A 20,915-nucleotide genomic window follows, 5' to 3' on the forward strand; every position below is an offset into this window, starting at 1 on the left:
TCTTTAATCGGGTAATTCCGCGTCGTGCTTGGCCGCGACTTCCGTCTCCGCCAGCGCTTCCGTGATCCAGCGCGCCACGGCCGGGTGCGCCTGCACGCGCTCGCAATATGCGTTCAGCGCCGGCGCCAGACTCACGCCATACGTGCGGAAACGCATGACGACGGGGGCGAAATACGCATCGGCGATGGAAAACTCGCCAAACAGGAACTGGTGGTGGCCAAAGCGCGATAAACACTCTTCCCAGATTTCGCTGATGCGGCCGATGTCCGCCTGCGCGGCGGCCGTGCGGCCACGGCCCGGCAACGCCGCCTTGATATTCATCGACATATCCGTGCGCAAGCCGGTGAAGCCGGAATGCATTTCCGCGCAGACACAGCGCGCCATGGCGCGCGCGGCCACGTCTTGCGGCCACAGGTGTTTGTCAGGGAACTGCTCGGCCAGGTATTCGCAGATGGCCAGGCTGTCCCAGATCGTGATCTCGCCCGCCAGCAGCACGGGGACCCGGCCGCAGGCCGAATACTCGGCGATTTTCGTCGCCGTGTCGCTCTGGTCGAGCAGCACGCGCACTTCCTGGAACGGGATGCCAAACGCCGTCATGGCCACCCACGGGCGCATCGACCACGACGAATAATTCTTGTTGCCGATGATGAGGGTCAGGCCTGGCTCGCGCGCGGCGGCCAGGGTTTGCGTCAGGCTGGGATCAAGGATGGTCGTTTGCATGGTCGGCGAGCTTTAGTTGGATGATGGCAAATCGGCAGAAACAGCGCTGTTTTTCGGGCCCACGGTACCCAGGCGGGCTTTCAGCGACTGCGGGCGCTTCTCGAACAGGGCCGCGTAATAGGTGGCGTTGGCCATCACGTTTTTCACGTAGCCGCGCGTTTCCGTGTACGGAATGATCTCGGCAAAGATGGCGCCTTCCAGCGGACTCTTCATGGTGGCGCGCCAGATGCGCAAGCGCCCCGGCCCCGCGTTGTAGGCGGCGCTGGCCAGCACTTGCGAACCATCGAGGCCACCGAGCACCATGTTCAAGTAATTCGTGCCCAGCAAGACGTTGGTGCGCACATCGCTCAAGGTTTCCGTGACGAAATCGGTGAGACCGATCTTCTTGGCCACGTAACGGGCAGTCGATGGCATCACCTGCATCAAACCGGAGGCGCCCACATGCGATTGCGCATCCATGATGAAACGCGATTCCTGGCGGATCAAGCCATACACCCAGGCTTTGTCCAGGCCCAGGGTTTGCGTGGCCGGATGCATGACGTCGTCGTGCGGCGTCGGGTAGCGCTGCGTATAGTCCACTTCCAGGCGCGTGCGGTCGGACGTATTGACCATGCGGTCGAGCACATTGTTCTGGCGCGCAAATTCCGCGGCCGCCAGATGCTGGCGATCCGTCATCGAGCGCAATTCCCAGTTCCACTCGCGCGTGCCTTCGAAGCGCAAGCGCATATTGAAAAATTTCAGCGCCCGCTGCAAGCCCGGATTGGCGGCCATGGCGGCGATTTCTGTCGGGCTGACGGGCTGGCCCGGCGGCGGCAACACCAGGTGGTTGCCCAGCTCTTCGTTGGCCAGCAAGCCATAGAAATTCGATTGTTCGCTGATCGTGCGGTACAGGGTGTCGGCTTGCGCATTTGGGCGGCCCGGCGTTTCCGCCTGCTGCGCGCGCGCCAGCCAGTAGACCCAGGTGGGGTCCGTGCGCAGCGAGGCCGGCATGGCCTGGATGGACGATTTCACCACAGGCCAGTTGCCTTCGCGCAAGGCAATGCGCGTTTTCCACTGCATCTGCTCCTGGGTCAACGGTGCGCCATTGGATTTTTGCCAATATTCAAACGCTTCCGGCGCCAGCGAATACGATGCCTGCAGGGCCAGGCTGGCCCAGCCGATGGCCTGCTCCTGCGCGGTCAGCTGCGCGCTGGCTTTTTGCAAGGCCACCACGCCCAGTTTCAGGGTGCTTTTCGCCATACGGCCGACAGCCACCAGGTACATTTCATGGTCGGCACGGCTGGCGCCCGGGCCCTTGGCCAGCACCAGCGCCGGCAAATCGATCGCTTGCGCCATCTTCGCGTCGGACGCACCGAGCAACAGCGCGATGCGGCGCGCCGGGCCGGTGGCGTTGGTCTGGCCCGCCAGGCGGATCTGCGCCCACAGCTCATTCGTGTCGAACTGGCCATTTTGCGCCAAGACCGCGATCAGGCTGCCGCACGCTTCGCCATAGCCGGGCGGCGAGACCAGCAGGTTGCGCGCTTCGGGCGCCACGTTCTGCCCCTTGGCCGCGCGCGACATCAGCGCGTAGCACTTGAGCTGGGTGTCGTCGTCGAGGGCGAATTGCGGGTATTGCTCGTCAAATACGACCCAATCGCGCTTGCGGCCCAGTTCCAGCAGCCAGTCGTTGCGGAAACGGTCGGCGATGGCGCTGCCCTTGTAGCGGTTCAGGTAATCGCGAAATTGCGCCTCGGTCAGCAGTTTGATGCGCGGTTTCAGCCGATAATAGTCAACATACGATGGAATCTGGTAATTCGTCAGGCGCCCCGCATAAAAGTCGGCTTTTTCGGCGTCATCCTTGCGCGCGGCGTCGCGCAGCAGCAGGAAGGCATCGTCCTCGCTGCGCGTGTCGGGTGCGGCAGGAGAGACGGTGGCGGACACCTGGGCCAGGGCGGCCAGGGGAGACAAGGCCGATGCAACACACAGCATCGTGCCGGCAATCCATTTCAGTGGGGAAATCAATGTACGACTCTCAATCTTAACTTGATGGTGATATGAATAGCGACCCTAGAATAACATGCGATCCGGCTACACGGCCACCCATTGCGCCACAGGACAAAGCCGGCTTGCGCAAGGCCCTGCTGGCGGCTCGCCGCGCCCTGCCCGAGACTACCCGCGCGGGGTGGGATGCGGCCATCGCGCAGCGCCTGCTGGACTGGTGCGCACAGGAAAAAGTCGAGGAACTGGGCGTGTACTGGCCCCTGCATGGCGAGCCGGACTTGCACGGCGCGTATGTGCAACTGGCCGCGCGCGGCGTGCAATTAAGCTTGCCGGTAGTACTGGAAAAGCATGCGCCGCTGGCATTCAGCCACTGGACACCCGGCGAGCCCATGGTCAAGGATGGCATGGGCGTGGCCGTGCCGGCCCAGTTGCGCCTGCGCCCGGCGCCGGCCACCCTGCTGGTGCCCTGCCTGGGTTTTAGTGTGGAACGGTATCGCCTCGGCTATGGCGGCGGCTATTACGACCGCACGCTGGCGCAAACGCCCCGTCCGCGCACCCTGGGCATCGCCTATGCCTGCCTGATGGCAAGTTTTCCGAACGGCGAATACGACATCGCCCTCGATTACGTCGTAACCGAGGGCGATCTGCTCTAACGCATCAGAATGGTTTATTTCACCAGGCGCTGCCACAGTGCGGTCGTGGGCGCCGCCTGGTTCATGCTATAGAAATGCAAGCCTGGCGCGCCGCCTTCCAGCAGGCGTTCGCACAAACCCGTCACCACGTCCAGTCCAAAGGCCTTGATGGACGCGCTGTCGTCGCCGAAGCTGGCCAGTTTCAGACGCACCCAGCGTGGAATTTCCGCGCCGCACATGTCCGAAAAGCGCATCAATTGCGTGTAGTTCGTGATTGGCATGATGCCGGCCACGATAGGCACGTTGATGCCCATCTTCTGTGTCTGCTCGACAAACTGGAAATACGCGTCGGCATTGTAGAAGTACTGGGTGATGGCCGCATCGGCGCCAGCCTGCACCTTGCGCGCGAACGCCTGCAGGTCGTCTTGCGGCGAACGGGCTTGCGGATGCACTTCCGGATAGGCGGCCACTTCGATATGGAAATGGTCGCCCGTCTCGGCGCGGATGAATTCCACCAGCTCGTTGGCGTAGCGAAACTCGCCCGAGGCACCGTAGCCGCTGGGCAAGTCACCGCGCAAGGCCACGATACGGCTCACGCCGGCCGCCTTGAAGTCGGCCAGCACGGCGCGGATCGATGCGCGCGAACCGCCCACGCAAGACAGATGCGGTGCGGCTTGTTCGCCAGCCGCCAGGATTTCGCGCACGGTGTCCAGGGTGCCCTGCTGCGTGGTGCCGCCGGCGCCGAACGTCACCGAGAAATACTTCGGCTGCAATTCAGACAACTTGATACGCGTGGCGCGCAGCTTTTCCGCCCCTTCCGGGGTTTTCGGCGGGAAAAACTCAATACTGAAATTATGCTTTTCCATCGTCATTACTCAAAAGTAAGGTCGACAGGGCCCAGGAAATGATGCTGTACAGAATGGCACCACCCACGGCAGACCAGAAACTGGCGACATGGAAACCATCGATCACCTGCGCCACCAGCCAGAACAGGAAGCCGTTGATGATCAGAATGAACAGGCCCAGCGACAAGAATGTCACCGGCAGGGTCAGCAGGATCAGCAATGGGCGGATCAGCGCATTGACCAGCCCCAGCACGGCAGCGGCCAGCAGCGCCGTCCAGCCGCTGCTCATCGTCACCGAGTGCATCAGGTAGGGGACGGCAAACAGGGCTGCCGCATTGATAAACCAAATCAGTAGCAAGCGCATTTCTCTAGCCTGTCAAAAGTAGGGTCAGGCCGGCGGCAGGCGCCGGCCCTCAGAGGGTGAGTTACAGCCCCGGACTACCGATTAATAACGGTAATGCTCTGGCTTGTAGGGGCCTTCTTGACGCACGCCGATGTAGTCGGCTTGCTCTTGCGTCAGTTCCGTCAGCTGCGCATTCAACTTTTTGAGTTGCAAACGGGCGACTTTTTCGTCCAGGTGTTTTGGCAAGGTGTACACGCCGACCGGGTAGTTGGCCGTGTTCGCGTACAGCTCGATCTGGGCGATCGTCTGGTTGGCAAACGACGAGCTCATCACGTACGACGGGTGGCCCGTGCCGCAACCGAGGTTGACCAGGCGGCCTTCGGCCAGCAGGATGATGCGGCGGCCCGACGGGAAGATGATGTGGTCGACTTGCGGCTTGATGTTTTCCCACTCGTATTGCTTCAACGAAGCAACGTCGATTTCATTGTCAAAGTGACCAATGTTGCAGACGATGGCCTGGTCTTTCATGCGCGTCAGGTGATCGTGCGTGAGGATGTGATAGTTGCCGGTGCAGGTGACAAAGATGTCGCCGTGTTCGCAGGCGTAATCCATGGTCACCACGCGGTAGCCTTCCATCGCCGCCTGCAGTGCGCAGATCGGGTCGACTTCCGTCACCCACACTTGCGCCGACAGGGCGCGCATGGCTTGGGCCGAACCTTTACCGACATCACCGTAACCGGCGATGACGGCCACTTTACCGGCGATCATCACGTCGGTGGCGCGCTTGATACCGTCGACCAAGGACTCGCGGCAGCCATACAGGTTGTCGAATTTCGACTTCGTGACGGAATCGTTGACGTTGATCGCAGGGAAAGCCAGCTTGCCGTCCTTGTGCATTTGATACAAACGGTGCACGCCGGTGGTGGTTTCTTCCGTCACGCCGAGGATTTCCGGCAGACGCTTCGAATACCAGGTCGGATCGGTCAGCAAGTGTTGCTTGATCGAGTTGAACATGCAGATTTCTTCTTCCGAACCGGGGTTCGCCAGCACCGACAAGTCGGTTTCCGCGCGCACGCCCAGGTGCAGCAGCAGGGTCGCGTCGCCGCCATCGTCGAGGATCATGTTCGAGTAGACAGCCTTGCCGTCCACGTTCGGCCATTCGAAGATGCGGTGCGTGTATTCCCAGTAGTCGTCCAGCGACTCGCCCTTGATGGCGAACACAGGCGTGCCGGCGGCAGCGATGGCGGCAGCAGCGTGATCTTGCGTCGAGTAAATGTTGCACGATGCCCAACGCACTTGCGCGCCAAGTGCTTCCAGGGTCTGGATCAGCACGGCGGTCTGGATGGTCATGTGGATGGAACCGGTGATGCGCGCGCCTTTCAGGGGCTGCGCTGCCGCGAATTCTTCGCGGATGGCCATCAGGCCAGGCATTTCCGTTTCAGCGATCTTGATTTCTTTGTTGCCCCATGCGGCCAAAGTGATATCGGCGATGGTGTAGTCGTGTTGCGATTTGAGTACGGCGTTCATCACGCCCTCCTTTCAGTTGAAAAAGGTACGTGAGCGCAGTTGCAGGATATTCCGAGCCTGGCGAATTTCTTCGTCGCAACGCTCCTCGGACAGTGCATCATAACATTGGCCATGCGCCGGCGGCAACCATTAGTCAAGCGCGCTGGCGCCCTATGGTTTCTGCGGCGGCCAGTTCTTGCCCTGGCTGAGACAGCTGGCGCGCGCGTCGGCATCGAGGCGCCGCGCTATGTCATCGGCCAGGTCGCGCAGGATGGGTATCATATCTTTATCGGCCTTGCTGCCGTCGGTCGGGTAATTCGCGGCGCGCATGGCCCATTTGCAGGTGAGCACGGGATCGGGCTTGATATTCGCGCGCCAGGCATCGGGATCCGTGGCGAGAAAACCACTGTCCGCATAGATGGTGAGCACATGCAAGGCCTGGCGTGCCGACATTTGCCCCATCAACTCGGTGAGTTCCGGCCGCATCTGGACCGGCGTTGCCAGCGAGCCCTCGGGAAAAATAAATTTGCCGCCCGCCGCCAGGATCAGCACGGCATGACCATCGCCGGTCTCCGCCTTGTCCAGCCATTGCCCCACCGTCAGCGTGGCCGGCGCCGCCACCGCCAAGGCAGCGGACAGGCCGAATGTCGCCACCAGACCAACACACAGCGAGCGTACGTGCAACACAGTCATGCCATTCCCCTATTGGTTTATTTGCAATGAATTGTAGCGTATCCCTACGGCAACGCCGTTCCGTACGCACTGTCGCGTGCGCCCATGAAAAAAGCGCCCGCGGCCAGCTGGCCGGGGCGCTTCTCATGCAAGCGGGCTAGGTTACTTCAGGCCGGCAGCGTCGCGCAGCAGGGCGACCTTGTCCGTGCGTTCCCACGTGAACTCCGGCTCTTCGCGGCCGAAGTGGCCGTAGGCGGCGCTCTTCTGGTAGATCGGGCGCAGCAGGTCGAGCATTTGCACGATGCCTTTTGGACGCAAATCGAAGTGCGCCAGCACCAGCTTGGCGATTTCCGCGTCAGGAATCACGCCCGTGCCTTCCGTGTAGACGGTGATGTTGATCGGCTTGGCCACGCCGATGGCGTAGCTGACCTGCACCTGGCATTGGCGCGCCAGGCCGGCCGCGACGATGTTTTTCGCCACGTAACGGGCCGCGTAGGCTGCCGAACGGTCGACTTTCGATGGGTCCTTGCCCGAGAACGCGCCGCCGCCGTGCGGGGCTGCGCCACCGTAGGTGTCGACGATGATCTTGCGCCCGGTCAAGCCGCAATCGCCTTGCGGACCGCCGATGACGAAACGGCCCGTCGGGTTGACGAGGAATTTAGTCTCGGTCAGCCATTCGCGCGGCAGGATCGGCTTGATGATCTCTTCGATGACGGCTTCTTCGATCTGCTTGTGCGAGATTTCCGGCGCATGCTGGGTCGACAGCACGACCGTGTGCACGCCGACGGGGCGGCCATCGACGTAGCGCAGGGTCACTTGCGATTTTGCATCCGGACGCAGCCATGGCAAGCGGCCATCCTTGCGCAGCTGCGACTGGCGCTCGACCAGGCGGTGCGCGTAATGGATGGCGGCAGGCATCAGCTCGGCCGTTTCATCGCAGGCGTAGCCGAACATCAGGCCCTGATCGCCAGCGCCTTGATCCAGGTCAATCCCCGCACCTTCATCGACGCCTTGCGCGATATCGGGCGACTGCTTGTCGTAGGCCACCAGCACGGCGCAACCCTTGTAGTCGATGCCGTATTCCGTGTTGTCGTAACCGATGCGTTTGATGGTTTCGCGCGCAACTTGAATATAATCCACATTGGCGTAAGTGGTAATCTCGCCAGCCAGCACCACCAGGCCCGTGTTGCACAGGGTTTCGGCAGCCACGCGGGCGGTCGGATCCTGGGTCAGGATGGCGTCAAGGATGGCGTCGGAAATTTGATCGGCAACCTTGTCGGGATGGCCTTCCGAGACGGATTCGGAAGTGAAGAGATAGTCGTTTGACATTGCAAGCTCCTGATTACTATGTGAATGTTCTGTCGCAGTAAAGAGGATATTGCCTGCGACGCTTTAGCGATATTTATATTCCGCTTCGCAAGTTGTCTATTAACTCAGCGGTTACTGCATACGTGGTATTTTACGCTTCTTAAAAAATTTTGGCACGGCAACACGCCATTCCTGGAAACAGCTTATTCATGTTAGTCCCAATTTTCCGCTTTTTATCCCTCTTTCCCCTGCCCGTCCTGCATGGCCTGGGCGCTGCGCTCGGCTGGGTGATTTACGCCATTTCCCCGTCCTACCGGCGCCGCATGCGCGAGAACATGCAGGGTGCGGGGTTTTCGCAACACTTGCACACGGCCGTGGCCGAAGCGGGCAAGAGCGTGCTGGAATTGCCCTTCATCTGGTGCGCGCCGCCCGAGCGCGTGGCGCGTCATGCCACCGTGGAAAACTGGGAACTGGTGGAAAAGGCCTTGCAACACGGCCGCGGCATCGTCTTCCTGACGCCGCATCTGGGCTGCTTTGAAATCGTCGCCCAGCAAATCGCCCTGCGCACGCCGCTCACCGTGATGTACCGCCCGCCCAAGCGCGCCGCCCTGAAACCGCTGATCGAAGGCGCGCGTGCGCGCGAAAACCTGATGCTGGCGCCGGCCAACATGTCGGGCGTGCGCATCTTTGCCAAATGCCTGAAAAAAGGCCAGCCCATCGGCCTGCTGCCCGACCAGGTGCCGCAAGAGGGCGAAGGCGTGTGGGCCGATTTCTTCGGCCGCCCCGCCTACACCATGACCCTGCCGGCCAAGCTGGCGCAGATGGGCGGCGCCGAAGTCATCATCACCTACGCCGAACGCCTGCCGGGCGGGCGCGGCTATATCGTGCATTTCGTGCCATTTACCGAATCGCTGGACAGCACTTCGGCCGAGCAGGCGCGCACCATCAACGCGGCCATGGAAGAATTGATCGCACGCAGCCCGGCGCAATACCTGTGGAGCTACAACCGCTACAAGGTGCCGCGCGGCGCGCCGCCGCCCACGCCGGCCAGCCCCGCTGCCGCCAGGGAGAAGGCATGAGACTGCTGATCGCCTTCATGTGGCTGCTGCACTGGTTGCCCCTGCCCATCCTGGGCCGCTTCGGCGTCGGCGTCGGCAGCGTGTTGTTCCTGGTCATGCGCAAGCGGCGCGCGATCGCCCTGACGAACTTGCGTCTGTGCATGCCGCAATTGTCGGAAGCCGAGCGCGTGGCCCTGGCGCGCCAGCATTTCCAGGCGTATTCGCGCAGCGTGTGGGAGCGCAGCATCCTGTGGTGGTCGTCGGAAGCACGCCTGACCCGCCTGATCAAAAAGGTGCCCGCCTTTCCGGGCCAGCAGATCGCGGCCAAGCCGACCATTTTGCTGTGCCCGCACTTCGTCTGCCTCGACGTGGCCGGCGCCGCCACGGCGATGGAAATTTCCGCATCATCGATGTATGTGCAGCAAAAGAATGCCGCCTTCGACCAGGCCCTGCGCGCCGGCCGTTCGCGCTTCAAGCCGCCCAAGCTGTTTACGCGCCAGGATGGCATCAAGACGATTCTGCGCGCGCTGCGCGACGGCTTGCCGTATTTCATGCTGCCGGACATGGATTTCGGCGAAAAGGATGCGGAATTCGTGCCCTTCTTCGGCGTGCCTGCCGCCACCCTGACGGCCACGGCGCGCCTGGCGCTGGCCGCCAAGGCGCAAGTGATTCCCGTCATCGCCACCTTTTTGCCCAATTACCAGGGCTGGCAAGTGACGTATTACCCGGCCTGGGACGATTATCCGGGCGACGACATCACGGCAGCCACGCGCCGCATGAACGCATTCATCGAAGAGCGCGTGCGCGAAGCGCCGGCCGAATACTTCTGGACGCATAAACGCTTCAAGACGCGTCCGCAAGGCGAAGCGTCGTTCTATAACCAGCACAAGTGATACGACAAAACATGAAACTCCAATTTACCAAGATGCATGGCGCCGGCAATGACTTCATCGTCATCGATGCCATCAATCAAGATATCGACTTCACGCCGGCCCAGTGGCAGCGCCTGGCCGACCGCCGTTTCGGTATCGGCGCCGACCAGATCCTGGTGGTGGAAAAGCCGCGCCTGCCCGGCTGCGACTTCCGCTACCGTATCTATAACAACGATGGCGGCGAAGTCGAGCAATGCGGCAACGGCGCGCGCGCCTTCGTCAAGTTCGTCAGCGAAAAAGGCTTGTCAAGCAAGGCGAGCATCCGCGTGGAAACCATGGCCGGCATCATTGCACCGCGCCTGGAGCTTGACGGCAGCATCACGGTCGACATGGGCGCGCCTGTGCTGGAACCGGCACTGGTGCCGTTCGATGCGGCTGGCCTCGCCGGTGTAGCGCAAGGCAGCGACACCTTGTGGCCGCTGGACCTGGCGCTGCCGGGCCACAGTAGCCCCGTGCTGGTGTCCGTCGTCTCGATGGGCAACCCGCATGCCGTGCAGGTGGTCGACGATGTCGATGCGCAAGACCTGGAACAATCGGGCCCGCTGATCGAGCACCATCCGCGCTTTCCCCGCCGGGTCAACGCCGGTTACATGCAGATCGTCGACCGCCATCACGTGAAACTGCGCGTGTATGAACGGGGCGCGGGCGAAACCCTGGCGTGCGGCACGGGCGCCTGCGCTGCTGCCGTGGCCGGCATCCTGCGCGGCCGGCTCGATTCCCCCGTGCGCATCAGCGCGCGCGGCGGAGAACTGTCGATCGCCTGGCAAGGCCCGGGCCAGCCTGTCCTGATGACGGGCCCGGCCGTGACCGTGTTCGAAGGCACGATCGAGTTGTAAGCAAATAAACGTCAGGCGGCCAGGAACTGCTGTTCCTGCGCGACGCCGAGTTCGGCCAGGTAGCACTTCAGGCGGTACAGGCGTTGCCGGTAATTGCCTTCCGGCCCCGTCACGCCGCAATCGACGCGTTCGAACAGGCGCACCACCTGATCGAGCAGCTGGCGCTCCTGCGCCGTGCGGATCAATACCAGGCGCCGCTTGCCGCGCCCATGCGTGGCGCTGATATCGATCAGCAGGCAATGTCCCTGGTCGGCCGCATGCAGATCGAGCAGCAAGGCCTCTGCACGCGACAGATGAAAGCGGCGCGCCAGCTCCAGCCGCGCCGCCAGCAAAGGGTGGCTCTGGCCCAACTGGCGCAGTTGTCCATCGGCATGCAGGGCGGCATACTGGCCCCAGTCGCCGGGCTCGCCGTACGGCGCGATCTTCGCCAGCGCCGCCTCCGCTTCATTGCTGCCCTGCGCCTGCGCCTGCAGCAGCCAATAGGCGGCACGCACATCGTTGTTGACATCGTCGCGGCGATTGCGCCAGGCATGCATGCCGCACTCGAGCTGGGCCGGGCCATGTCCCAGGCCGGCGGCACGCTCCAGGCAGGAATGGGCTTCGACCACATTGCGCTGGGAAAATTCCGGTTTTGTATAGATGCGCGACAGCACGAACCAGGCTTCGGCCAGGCCCTGCTCGCCCGCCTGCGTCAGCCAGCGCACGGCGCGCTTGAAATTGGCCGCGCCGTTGCGCGTGGCCAGCCGCTGTCCATGCCCATCCATGCGCGCATAGCCGAGTCCCAGCTCCAGCTGCGCCGTGCGGTCGCCGCCATGCGCGGCCAGCTCGCAACATTGCCACCCCTCGGCATCGCCGCCAGGCGCCAGTGCCTGGGCACAACGCGACAGCAACTGCACCTGCTGCGGGTCCAGTGCGATCGTGCGCGCCCCGGCGGCGGCCTGGCGCTGCAACAGCTCGCGCGCCAGCGGCAAACCTTGCGACAGGAAGCCGGCATGGTTGTCCTGGCTCCAGGCCTGCTCCAGCCAGGCGTACAGGGGTGCATCGCCATCGAAGGCGTGCTTGCCAGCGACGCCGGTATCGGGCACGCAGGCTGCGGACGCTCCTTCTTGCATGGATAACAACCATTGCGCATCGGGCAAGCCGGCGCGCACGGCGGCGTCCAGCGCCACGCGTGCCTTGGCGCGCAAGGTTTCACAACTGTTGGCGGCGTTGCCCAGCACCAGTTGCGCCAGCACCAGGCCCGCCTGCACCAGGCCCGCATCGAACGCCTGCGCGTAATACGGAATCAGCGTCCTGGCTGCCGGTTGCGCCACTTCGAACGGCACGTGCGTACCGATCAGCAAGCATGCTTCCTGGCTATCCTCCTGGGCCGCGCGCGCCAGCCAGTGCAAGGCGGTCGGCAAGCTCTGCGGCACACCCTGTCCGAACAGATACAGCCGTCCCAACGCCAGCTGGCAAGCCACATCGCCCGCGCGTGCCCCCTTGATCAATCCTAATGTTTCGCGATTTGCCATCGATTCTCGATATTGAGTCAATGATTCTAATAGTAAGCCGTCTCCAGACCCGTCCATGCAGGCCGTCCCTTAGTGTAACGTCCTTGCGTCATAAATCCGTCACAGCCCGCTTAAGAACTTGATTCAACGCAACAATGTCCTGGCCAGGACACGCCAATATGGCGAGGTGCCGCCACCGTGGCGATGGGAGAACGCCGGCCATCGGCGCAGGATCGGCAAAAACCGCGCGTTACAAAAATACAACAGGGCCATGGATTTATGACGCTTTTCACCAATCTTTTCACGCATATTTGACCAATCCCGCACGTCTTGCGCGCCAACGAATTAAGGTTCACTCATCGAAACGCGGTAATTGGCGCATTTCAATCTGCTCGGATCTCGGACGGAACTCACTTTTAATAGGGAATAAGACATGAAAAAATCACTCGTTGCCCTCGCACTCTTCGGCGCCTTTGCCGCAACCGCACAAGCGCAGTCGTCCGTCCAAATCTACGGTACGATCGATGCTGGCCTGGGCAAATTGACTGGTGAAACCACCAAAGTCACCAAGCGCGACAACAACAAGCTGGGTTTCAAGGGTACGGAAGATCTGGGCAATGGCTTGAAAGCTATTTTCCAACTGGAAATTCGCTATGAATCCGATACGGGTACGCTGGAAAGCAATTCCCGTCCGCTGTTCCAGGGTCAAAGCCGCGTCGGCCTGCAAGGCAACTTCGGTACCGTGCGCCTGGGCCGTGGCCTGACCGCCTTCCAGGAAGCGAGCACCGCGTTCGAACCATGGTCGGGCATGCCGACGAAAGCCGGTTTCCAGACCGACATCACGGTGGCCGCCTACACCAGCGATCCGCTGAGCGCAACGGGCAACTCGCAGAACCGCTTCTCGAACGCCGTGTTCTATAACTCGCCAGTCGTCAGCGGCTTCCAGTTCAACGCCACTGTCGCCGCCAAGGAAGCAAACGGTAACGCCGCGGTCCCTGCGACGGCAAGCAACTACTTCGTGCCAGCCAATGCCGTACCAGCGTCGAATCCATACTCGATGTCGGCTACGTACAACTACGGCCAGTTCGCCGGTATGGCCGCGTATGAGCGCAATGGCCTGCAAGCCAAGCTGTGGTCGGTTGCCGCATCGTTCAATCCGGTAACGGAACTGAAACTGATGGCATCGTACCAGCATCAGGATAACAGCAACTTCAAGATCACCAATACGGACACCAAGGCATGGCTGATTGGCGCCAACTACGACGTCGGCCCAGGCAAGATCCGCGCCGGCTACGGTCAAAAGACGCCGGACGGCGTAACCAAGACCAAGCAGGCTTCGCTGGGCTACGACTACAACCTGTCGAAGCGCACCTACCTGTACGCGGACATCTCGAACCGCAAGGCAGACGTTTCGCAGACCTACATCGGTCTGGGCGTACACCACAATTTCTAATGCCCCGCACCTCACCCGCCACGGGTGATTGCTGAGCAAGAAATGCAAGGCGGCATGGGCAACCATGCCGCTTTTTTCATGCGCGCGCGGAAAATGCAGCGGCGCCCTGCCCTTTGCGCCTATGCCGGCGCACTCTCGGTTAGAATGAAGCGTTCATCCTTCTCTCTTCTGACTATCAATGACCGCCACACTCGATTCCAGCACCGTCGCCCAGTACCTGAGCGAGCATCCGACTTTCTTCGCAGAGCATACCGCGCTGCTCGGCGAGGTCAAGCTGAGCAGCCCGCTGACGGGACGCACCATCTCGCTGCAGGAGCGGCAGATGGAAGTGATGCGTGACAAATACAAGGCGCTGGAACTGCGCATGTCCAAGCTGAGCCGCCTGGCCGAGGAAAATGGCGACATCGCCAGCAAGTTCCACGGCTGGAACCAGGCCATGCTGCAAGTGCGCAGCGACGCGGCCATGCCGCGCGTGCTGGTCGACGCCCTGCAAAGCAATTTCGACGTGCCCTATGTCAGCCTGCGCCTGTGGCAAGTGCTGCCGGAACACGCCAATGGCTGGTTCACGGAAGATGTCACGGCCGACGTGCGCATGTTCGCCAACAGCCTGCAAGCGCCGTACTGCGGCAGCAACCGCGATTTCGAAGCAGTGCACTGGTTGCAGGCGGATAAAATCGAATCGACCGTCATGATCGCCCTGCGCGCCCCGAACACCACGGGCACCTTCGGCTTGCTGGTGCTCGGCTCGCCCGACAGCGAACGCTTTACGTCCAGCATGGGCACGGACTTCCTCGTGCATATCGGCGCCACGGCCAGCGCCGCCCTGGCCGCGCTGCGCGCCGGCTCGCCTGCCTGAGTCAGCCATGGGCGAAGCGCGCGGCAAGGCCGAATGGCTGAGCAGCTACCTGGCGCAGCTGGCCACGCAGCGCAAGCTCTCGCCCCACACCCTGGACGCCTACGGGCGCGACCTGCGCGCCTTGCTGGAACTGAGCGGCAATACGCCCTGGACGGCGCTGGCGCACAATGAAGTGCGCCGCTACACGGCCAAGCTGCACGCCGGCGGCCTCGACCCGCGCTCGATCGCCCGCAAGCTGTCGTCGTGGCGCGGCTTTTTCAACTGGCTCAGCGGCGAAACGGCACTCGACGCCAATCCCGTCGACGGCATCCGCGCCCCCAAGCGGGCCAAGACCTTGCCCAAAGCCCTGTCGGTGGACGACGCCGTGCGCCTCGTGGCGCCCGCGCAACACCAGCAAGGCGCCGCCGAGCCGGAACAACTGTGCAACCGCGCCATGTTCGAGCTGCTGTATTCGAGCGGCTTGCGCGTGTCGGAACTGACCAGCCTGGACACCCATTACTGCAAGGCCGAGGGCGGCCAGCCCGCCTCGCTGGGCTGGCTGGACATGGCCAGCTTCGAAGTCATCGTCACGGGCAAGGGCAGCAAGATGCGCAAGGTGCCCGTTGGCAAGGCCGCCCTCGTGGCGCTGGCCAGCTGGCTGGCCGTGCGTCCGCCTGCCAAGGATGGCAGCGCTGCCTTGTTTTTAAGCACACGCAACACGCGCATCTCGCCGCGCGTGCTGCAGCTGCGCCTGAAGGCGCATGCGCAGGCGACGAACATTCCCGCGAATGTGCACCCGCACGTGCTGCGCCACTCGTTCGCCTCGCACGTACTGCAATCATCGGGCGACTTGCGCGCCGTGCAGGAAATGCTGGGCCATTCCAGCATCACCTCGACCCAGGTCTACACGGCCCTCGATTTCCAGCATCTGGCGCACGTGTATGACCAGGCGCACCCGCGCGCCAAGCTCAAGTAGGCAGCCGCAGCCGTGGGCCAGCCTGATGCATATCAAGCCGATGGGCGCGCATTTGCAAGCATTTGCAAAATTCCGGCATAATCGTCCGCATTCTTCCGCTTGCGCGGCGGCACCATCGATTACAGCATAGGCATCTCTCATGGCACTGATTCCAACCACCATCCTCACCGGTTTCCTCGGTGCCGGCAAAACCACCTTGCTCAACCGCATACTGCAGGAAGACCATGGCATGCGCATCGCCGTGATCGAGAACGAGTTTGGCCAGGAAAACATCGACAATGAAATCCTGGTGCAGGATAGCAACGAGCACATCATCGAGATGAACAACGGCTGCATCTGCTGCACCGTGCGCGGCGACCTGATCGTGGGCCTGACGGAACTGGCGCGCAAGCGCGACGCCGGCCTGCTGGCATTCGACCGCGTCGTCATCGAAACGACGGGCCTGGCCAATCCCGGCCCCGTGGCGCAAACCTTCTTTGTCGACGAAGAAGTGGGCAGCCACTACATGCTCGACGCCATCATCACGGTGGTCGATGCCCGCCATGCGATGAAACAACTCGATGAATACGAGGAAGCCCAGCGGCAAGTGGGCTTTGCCGACAAGCTGTTGCTGTCAAAAACCGACCTCGTCAGCGAAGACGACGTGGCCACGCTGACGCGCCGCCTGAAGCGCATCAATCCGCGCGCGCCCATCGCCAAGGTCGATTTCGGCCGTGCGCCGCTGGCCGAAGTGCTCGACATCCGCGGTTTCAACCTGAACGAAAAGCTGGAACTGGACCCGGATTTCCTGGCCACCGAAAGCGAGCACGTGCATGATCACGACAAAGCGCACGACCATGCGCATGAGCACGCAGATGAGCACGCAGATGCGCACGGCCACGAGCACAAGCATGCGCACGAGCACAGCGACGCCTGCGCCACCGATTGCGGCCACACGGACCACCATCATGCGCAGCATAGCGACGATATCGCCGCCTTTGTTTTCAAGAGCACGCAACCGTTCGACAGCGCCAAGCTCGACGAGTTCCTCGGCGGCCTGGTGCAAGTGTATGGCCCGCGCATGTTGCGCTACAAGGGCGTGCTGCTGATGCAGGGCGCCGAACGCAAGGTGGTCTTCCAGGGCGTGCACCAACTGATGGGCAGCGACCTGGGCGCCAAATGGGGCGAAAACGAAGTACGCGGCAGCAAAATGGTGTTTATTGGCAAGAATCTACCAAAAGACATTTTTATTCGCGGACTCGAACAATGTTTGGTATAAACTAGCCGGGTTTTGCAAAATACCCGTTGCAAAGCAGAAACAAAAGGGAAAGTTAAGCACGCTTTCCCGCTGTCCGACACCCGTCTTGCTGGTATAAACCAACAAGTGGCCGTCTCTGATCGGCTAGGCAACAAATCGGGATGGCAATATAAGGCAAAGCGTGCCAAAATCAGCGACGAAAACGGCCCATGTCGTTCGCCTGTCATAAAATGCTGGCAAACTGCCGCTGGCCGCATGCCAGGCATGCAAACGATCCACCCAACACGCCCGTTGTTGCGCGCATAGCGCGACTGGCATAGAGCGGTAAAAAGTTATCAACATGGCACCATAGCCTGCCGGTAGTCCTGGCTTTCGCCGGCAAGCCAAGGTCGCACGCAGTACAGCGGGACAGCAATGCCAAGCGGAACCTGTACAGTTGCTCGGTATCGCCGCATCAACTGATCAATTTGAAAACTCTGTCGTATCGAAGGTAAGCGAAGTTATGACCAAAACTAATAAATCGACCCCGGCCGCCAGCCAAGACATCCCCCTCATCAGCGAAGATCAAATTCGCGCCATGAGCGAAGATGACTACATGAATGCGGCACAACTGGCATTCTTCAAGGCGCGCCTGCAGCAACTCGAAAAAGACTTGCTGAAAAACGCCGGCGAAACCACGGAACACTTGCGTGAAACCGTGCTCGTACCGGACCCTGCCGACCGCGCCACCATCGAGGAAGAGCATGCGCTGGAACTGCGCACGCGCGACCGCGAGCGCAAATTGCTGAAAAAAGTGCAGCAATCGATCGCCAGCATCGACGCCGGCGACTATGGCTGGTGTGAAGAAACGGGCGAGCCTATCGGCATCCCGCGCCTGATCGCCCGTCCGACCGCCACCCTGTCGCTGGAAGCCCAGCAACGGCGCGAACTGAAGCAAAAACTCTACGGCGACTGATCACCCTTTCCCTTGCGCGGCCGCCCCGGCTGCTGCGTGGCGGCAGAAAAAAAAGCACACAACCTGCGTTGCGTGCTTTTTTTTCGTCCCGCGCCGACTACACTGAAGCAGGCACTGCCGCTTGCAATTGCCTTTTCCATCCCCACTTTTGAGCCATGGGCGCGCAACCGCATGGCCTTGCACGCATCGGCACGAATCTTTTGAGGTCACTATGGAACAATTTCACGGCACCACCATCCTCTGCGTCCGGCGCGGCAAGCAAGTCGCCCTGGGCGGCGACGGCCAGGTCACGCTCGGTAACATCGTCATGAAGGGCACGGCCCGCAAAGTGCGTAAGTTGTATCAGGGCAAAGTCCTGGTCGGCTTTGCCGGCGGCACGGCCGACGCTTTTACCTTGCTCGACCGTTTTGAAGGCAAACTGGAAAAGCACCAGGGTAACCTGCTGCGCGCCTCCGTCGAACTGGCCAAGGACTGGCGCACCGACCGCGTGCTGCGCCGCCTGGAAGCGATGCTGCTGGTGGCCGACAGCGAGTCGACCCTGGTCATCACGGGCAATGGCGACGTGCTGGAACCGGAAGACGGCATCGGCGCCATCGGCTCCGGCGGCACCTTCGCCCAGTCCGCCGCCAAGGCGCTGCAGGAAAACACGGACTTGTCGCCGGCCGAAGTGGTCAAGAAATCGCTGACCATCGCCGCGGAACTCTGCATTTACACCAACATGTCACACATCATCGAGACCCTGGACTGAGTCCAGGCGCGTCCGAGCAAAGAATAGAAAGCCAACTATGATCATGAACATGACTCCGGCGGAAATCGTCACCGAACTCGACAAACACGTGGTGGGCCAGGCCAAGGCCAAGCGCGCCGTCGCCATCGCCTTGCGCAACCGCTGGCGCCGCCAGCAGGTGGCCGAGCCCCTGCGCCATGAAATCACGCCCAAGAACATCCTCATGATCGGCCCCACGGGTGTCGGCAAGACGGAAATCGCGCGCCGCCTGGCCAAGCTGGCCGAAGCGCCGTTCATTAAAATCGAAGCGACCAAGTTCACCGAAGTCGGTTATGTCGGCCGCGACGTCGACACCATCATCCGCGACCTGATCGACATCGGCATCAAGCAGACGCGCGCGCTGGAAATGAAGAAAGTGCGCGCACGCGCCGAAGATGCGGCCGAAGACCGCGTCATCGACATCCTGGTGCCGCCGGCACGCGACTTCGGCTTCACGCCGAATACGCCAGCGGCCGTGGACAGCGGCAGCGGCAGCGGCGACAGCACGCGCCAGACCTTCCGCAAGCGCTTGCGCCAGGGCGAGCTCGATGACAAGGAAATCGAGATCGAACTGGCCGAGGCGGGCCCGCAGATGGAAATCATGGCGCCGCCAGGCATGGAAGAAATGACGGAGCAGATCAAGTCCATGTTCTCGGGCGTGGCCGGGCAACGCAAGAAGGCGCGCAAGGTCAAGATCCGCGAAGCATTGAAACTGCTGGTCGAGGAAGAAGCGGCCAAGCTGGTCAACGAAGATGAGCTGAAACAGAAGGCCATCCAGAACGTCGAGCAGAACGGCATCGTCTTCCTCGATGAAATCGACAAGATCGCCTCGCGTTCGGAGTCCGGCGGCGCCGACGTCTCGCGCGCGGGCGTGCAGCGCGACCTGCTGCCGCTGGTCGAAGGCACGACCGTCAACACCAAGTACGGCATGATCCGCACGGACCACATCCTGTTCATCGCCTCGGGCGCCTTCCACCTGTCGAAACCGTCGGACCTGATTCCCGAGCTGCAGGGGCGTTTCCCGATCCGCGTGGAACTGGAATCGCTGTCGATTTCGGACTTCGAGCGCATTCTCACCAGCACCGACGCCTGCCTGACGATGCAGTACGAAGCCTTGCTGGCAACGGAAAACCTGACCTTGAAGTTCGCGCCGGAAGGCATCACACGCCTGGCGGAAATCGCCTATTCGGTTAACGAGCGCACGGAAAACATCGGCGCGCGCCGGCTGCACACGGTGATGGAAAAACTGCTGGAAGAAGTGTCGTTTACGGCCAGCGAAGGCAGCAGCACGACGGAAAACCTGCTGGTGATCGATGCCGCGTACGTGAATGAACGCCTGGAAGCGCTGTCGGTCAACGAGGACCTGTCGCGCTACGTGCTGTAATCAGGGAGGGGAAAACCGATGGCAAACAAGGCATTGGCGACGCGGCAGAAAATGCAGTTCCGCGTCGAACCCTCGCAAAAACCGCGCAACCCGGTCGCCACGGCCGCCCTGCAGCGCGCCGCCGGCGCGCACGTGAAGACCGTCTCAGGCCAGCGCCAGCAGGAAAAACGCCTGCTGGCGAAATTGCTGCTGAAGGTTGACGTCAAAGACTGATCTGGAAATGTCCATGGCAAGGCGCATGGACGAAGACAGTATGGATAATACGGTGAGGCCATGCAACGCAGCCATGGTCATTTCCGGCCGCCCGCGGACACCCCTTCTACAGGGCGTCCGCCATCAGGCCATCGTCTGCTGAACGTCCCCCTTAGAACCGGTAGGACGCGCCCAGCGAAAACATGTCGACCTTGCTCGTTTGCTTGCTGTTGTACTTGACGGGCACGCGATCCCAGTCGAGGTGCAGCGACCAGTTCTGGTTCAGCGCATATGCCGTGCCGATGCCGTAGGTCAGGCCGGCCTTGTTCTTCTTGTCCGAACCGCCGCCCAGGTAATCGACCTTGCCCTGCGTGTAGGCCAAGCCGGCGCGCCCGCTCAGGGTGAAGGCATCGAACTGGTAGCCGAGCACGCCCTGCACGCCGAGGCCCGTGAACTTGCCCCGGCCGGCGCGCTTGCCGGCGCCCGTGTCGAAGCCTGACTTGACCTCGCCGCCTGTGTACCCCACCAGTTCAACCGAAGGCAGGGCCACGCCGCCCTGAAACGGCAGCGCGTTGAAACTGTAACCCAGGTAGGCCTTGCCATTGCGCTTGCTGCTTTTGTCGCAATCGGCTTGTCCTGGCACGCAATCGAGGCCGCTATTGGCGCGAAAGCCATAGCTAGCGCCCGCATAGATGGGACCCGGTGCAGGATCGGCAGCGGCGGCATGCAGGGGAGCGATGCTGGCCAGCGCCAGCAGCGCTGCGGGGAAACGGAAAGATGGGAACATGGATA

General features: G+C 61.9%; 21 protein-coding genes and 1 riboswitch. Of the genes, 12 read left to right on the forward strand and 9 right to left on the reverse strand.

The features are described 5' to 3' along the window. Nucleotides 1–3: 3 nt before the first annotated feature. Nucleotides 4–720 (reverse strand): glutathione S-transferase family protein, encoded by a 717-nt coding sequence (locus CLU93_RS10240; RefSeq protein WP_099760973.1) that lies wholly within the window; start codon nucleotides 718–720, stop codon nucleotides 4–6. A 12-nt stretch (nucleotides 721–732) separates the two neighbouring features. Further along, on the reverse strand, nucleotides 733–2,721 hold the full coding sequence (locus CLU93_RS10245; protein WP_099760974.1) for a lytic transglycosylase domain-containing protein: 1,989 nt from the start codon (nucleotides 2,719–2,721) through the stop codon (nucleotides 733–735). 104 nt (nucleotides 2,722–2,825) lie between these two features. Here CLU93_RS10245 and CLU93_RS10250 point away from each other — a divergent pair, with 104 nt between their 5' ends. Beyond that, the gene (locus CLU93_RS10250) at nucleotides 2,826–3,353 is read left to right on the forward strand and encodes a 5-formyltetrahydrofolate cyclo-ligase (RefSeq protein ID WP_099760975.1); all 528 of its coding nucleotides are present in this window, start codon (nucleotides 2,826–2,828) and stop codon (nucleotides 3,351–3,353) included. 14 nt (nucleotides 3,354–3,367) lie between these two features. Here the strand turns inward: CLU93_RS10250 and metF are convergent, their stop codons facing one another. The 5 genes from metF to metK form a co-directional block, all read right to left on the reverse strand. After that, entirely contained in the window at nucleotides 3,368–4,198 is an 831-nt protein-coding gene (gene metF / locus CLU93_RS10255) for a methylenetetrahydrofolate reductase [NAD(P)H] (protein ID WP_099760976.1), read from the reverse strand. After that, nucleotides 4,185–4,541 carry a phage holin family protein gene (locus CLU93_RS10260; RefSeq protein WP_034783534.1) on the reverse strand — a complete coding sequence of 119 codons (357 nt, stop codon included), beginning with the start codon at nucleotides 4,539–4,541 and terminating at the stop codon, nucleotides 4,185–4,187. Before CLU93_RS10260 ends, metF begins: the two co-directional genes overlap by 14 nt. 81 nt (nucleotides 4,542–4,622) lie before the next feature. Further along, a complete protein-coding gene (ahcY, locus tag CLU93_RS10265; RefSeq protein ID WP_099760977.1) occupies nucleotides 4,623–6,047 on the reverse strand; it encodes an adenosylhomocysteinase in 1,425 nt (474 codons plus the stop codon). Between the two features lie 24 nt (nucleotides 6,048–6,071). Further along, nucleotides 6,072–6,140: riboswitch (S-adenosyl-L-homocysteine riboswitch) on the reverse strand. 57 nt (nucleotides 6,141–6,197) lie between these two features. Then, nucleotides 6,198–6,719, reverse strand: a complete 522-nt coding sequence (locus CLU93_RS10270; protein WP_099760978.1) for a hypothetical protein — start codon at nucleotides 6,717–6,719, stop codon at nucleotides 6,198–6,200. A gap of 141 nt (nucleotides 6,720–6,860) precedes the next feature. Continuing rightward, nucleotides 6,861–8,027: a methionine adenosyltransferase gene (metK, locus tag CLU93_RS10275; protein WP_071079821.1), complete on the reverse strand. Its 1,167-nt coding sequence runs from the start codon at nucleotides 8,025–8,027 to the stop codon at nucleotides 6,861–6,863. Between the two features lie 188 nt (nucleotides 8,028–8,215). Between metK and CLU93_RS10280 the strand changes: the two genes are divergently transcribed. Genes CLU93_RS10280 through dapF form a run of 3 tightly spaced genes read left to right on the forward strand, consistent with a single transcriptional unit; the run spans nucleotide 8,216 to nucleotide 10,832 of the window. Continuing rightward, entirely contained in the window at nucleotides 8,216–9,085 is an 870-nt protein-coding gene (locus CLU93_RS10280) for a lysophospholipid acyltransferase family protein (protein WP_099760979.1), read from the forward strand. After that, a complete protein-coding gene (locus CLU93_RS10285; protein WP_099760980.1) occupies nucleotides 9,082–9,957 on the forward strand; it encodes an LpxL/LpxP family acyltransferase in 876 nt (291 codons plus the stop codon). The genes CLU93_RS10280 and CLU93_RS10285 overlap by 4 nt, the downstream gene beginning before the upstream one ends. Before the next feature lie 11 nt (nucleotides 9,958–9,968). Further along, nucleotides 9,969–10,832: a diaminopimelate epimerase gene (gene dapF / locus CLU93_RS10290; protein ID WP_099760981.1), complete on the forward strand. Its 864-nt coding sequence runs from the start codon at nucleotides 9,969–9,971 to the stop codon at nucleotides 10,830–10,832. Between the two features lie 11 nt (nucleotides 10,833–10,843). On the opposite strand, the gene CLU93_RS10295 is transcribed toward dapF, so the two are convergent. Next, on the reverse strand, nucleotides 10,844–12,346 hold the full coding sequence (locus tag CLU93_RS10295; RefSeq protein WP_099760982.1) for a tetratricopeptide repeat protein: 1,503 nt from the start codon (nucleotides 12,344–12,346) through the stop codon (nucleotides 10,844–10,846). 412 nt (nucleotides 12,347–12,758) lie between these two features. Between CLU93_RS10295 and CLU93_RS10300 the strand changes: the two genes are divergently transcribed. The 8 genes from CLU93_RS10300 to CLU93_RS10335 all read left to right on the forward strand — a co-directional run bounded on the left by CLU93_RS10300 (nucleotide 12,759) and on the right by CLU93_RS10335 (nucleotide 20,144). After that, on the forward strand, nucleotides 12,759–13,778 hold the full coding sequence (locus CLU93_RS10300) for a porin (RefSeq protein WP_099760983.1): 1,020 nt from the start codon (nucleotides 12,759–12,761) through the stop codon (nucleotides 13,776–13,778). 178 nt (nucleotides 13,779–13,956) lie between these two features. Then, nucleotides 13,957–14,634, forward strand: a complete 678-nt coding sequence (locus CLU93_RS10305) for a DUF484 family protein (protein WP_099760984.1) — start codon at nucleotides 13,957–13,959, stop codon at nucleotides 14,632–14,634. Nucleotides 14,635–14,641: 7 nt separating this feature from the next. Then, entirely contained in the window at nucleotides 14,642–15,589 is a 948-nt protein-coding gene (locus CLU93_RS10310) for a tyrosine recombinase XerC (protein ID WP_099760985.1), read from the forward strand. A 139-nt stretch (nucleotides 15,590–15,728) separates the two neighbouring features. Continuing rightward, nucleotides 15,729–16,847, forward strand: a complete 1,119-nt coding sequence (locus tag CLU93_RS10315) for a CobW family GTP-binding protein (RefSeq protein WP_099760986.1) — start codon at nucleotides 15,729–15,731, stop codon at nucleotides 16,845–16,847. A 481-nt stretch (nucleotides 16,848–17,328) separates the two neighbouring features. Further along, nucleotides 17,329–17,781 carry an RNA polymerase-binding protein DksA gene (dksA, locus tag CLU93_RS10320; RefSeq protein ID WP_099760987.1) on the forward strand — a complete coding sequence of 151 codons (453 nt, stop codon included), beginning with the start codon at nucleotides 17,329–17,331 and terminating at the stop codon, nucleotides 17,779–17,781. 211 nt (nucleotides 17,782–17,992) lie between these two features. Further along, complete coding sequence (gene hslV / locus CLU93_RS10325) at nucleotides 17,993–18,529, forward strand: ATP-dependent protease subunit HslV (RefSeq protein ID WP_096233303.1); 537 nt, start codon at nucleotides 17,993–17,995, stop codon at nucleotides 18,527–18,529. A gap of 43 nt (nucleotides 18,530–18,572) precedes the next feature. Further along, on the forward strand, nucleotides 18,573–19,931 hold the full coding sequence (gene hslU, locus CLU93_RS10330) for an ATP-dependent protease ATPase subunit HslU (protein WP_099764329.1): 1,359 nt from the start codon (nucleotides 18,573–18,575) through the stop codon (nucleotides 19,929–19,931). 18 nt (nucleotides 19,932–19,949) lie between these two features. After that, on the forward strand, nucleotides 19,950–20,144 hold the full coding sequence (locus CLU93_RS10335) for a hypothetical protein (RefSeq protein WP_077398720.1): 195 nt from the start codon (nucleotides 19,950–19,952) through the stop codon (nucleotides 20,142–20,144). 151 nt (nucleotides 20,145–20,295) lie between these two features. Here the strand turns inward: CLU93_RS10335 and CLU93_RS10340 are convergent, their stop codons facing one another. Further along, on the reverse strand, nucleotides 20,296–20,910 hold the full coding sequence (locus CLU93_RS10340; protein WP_099760988.1) for an outer membrane protein: 615 nt from the start codon (nucleotides 20,908–20,910) through the stop codon (nucleotides 20,296–20,298). Nucleotides 20,911–20,915: the final 5 nt, after the last annotated feature.

Origin of the sequence: Janthinobacterium sp. 35 (assembly GCF_002754575.1) — a bacterium.
In the GTDB taxonomy this organism is placed as follows: domain Bacteria; phylum Pseudomonadota; class Gammaproteobacteria; order Burkholderiales; family Burkholderiaceae_D; genus Janthinobacterium; species Janthinobacterium tructae.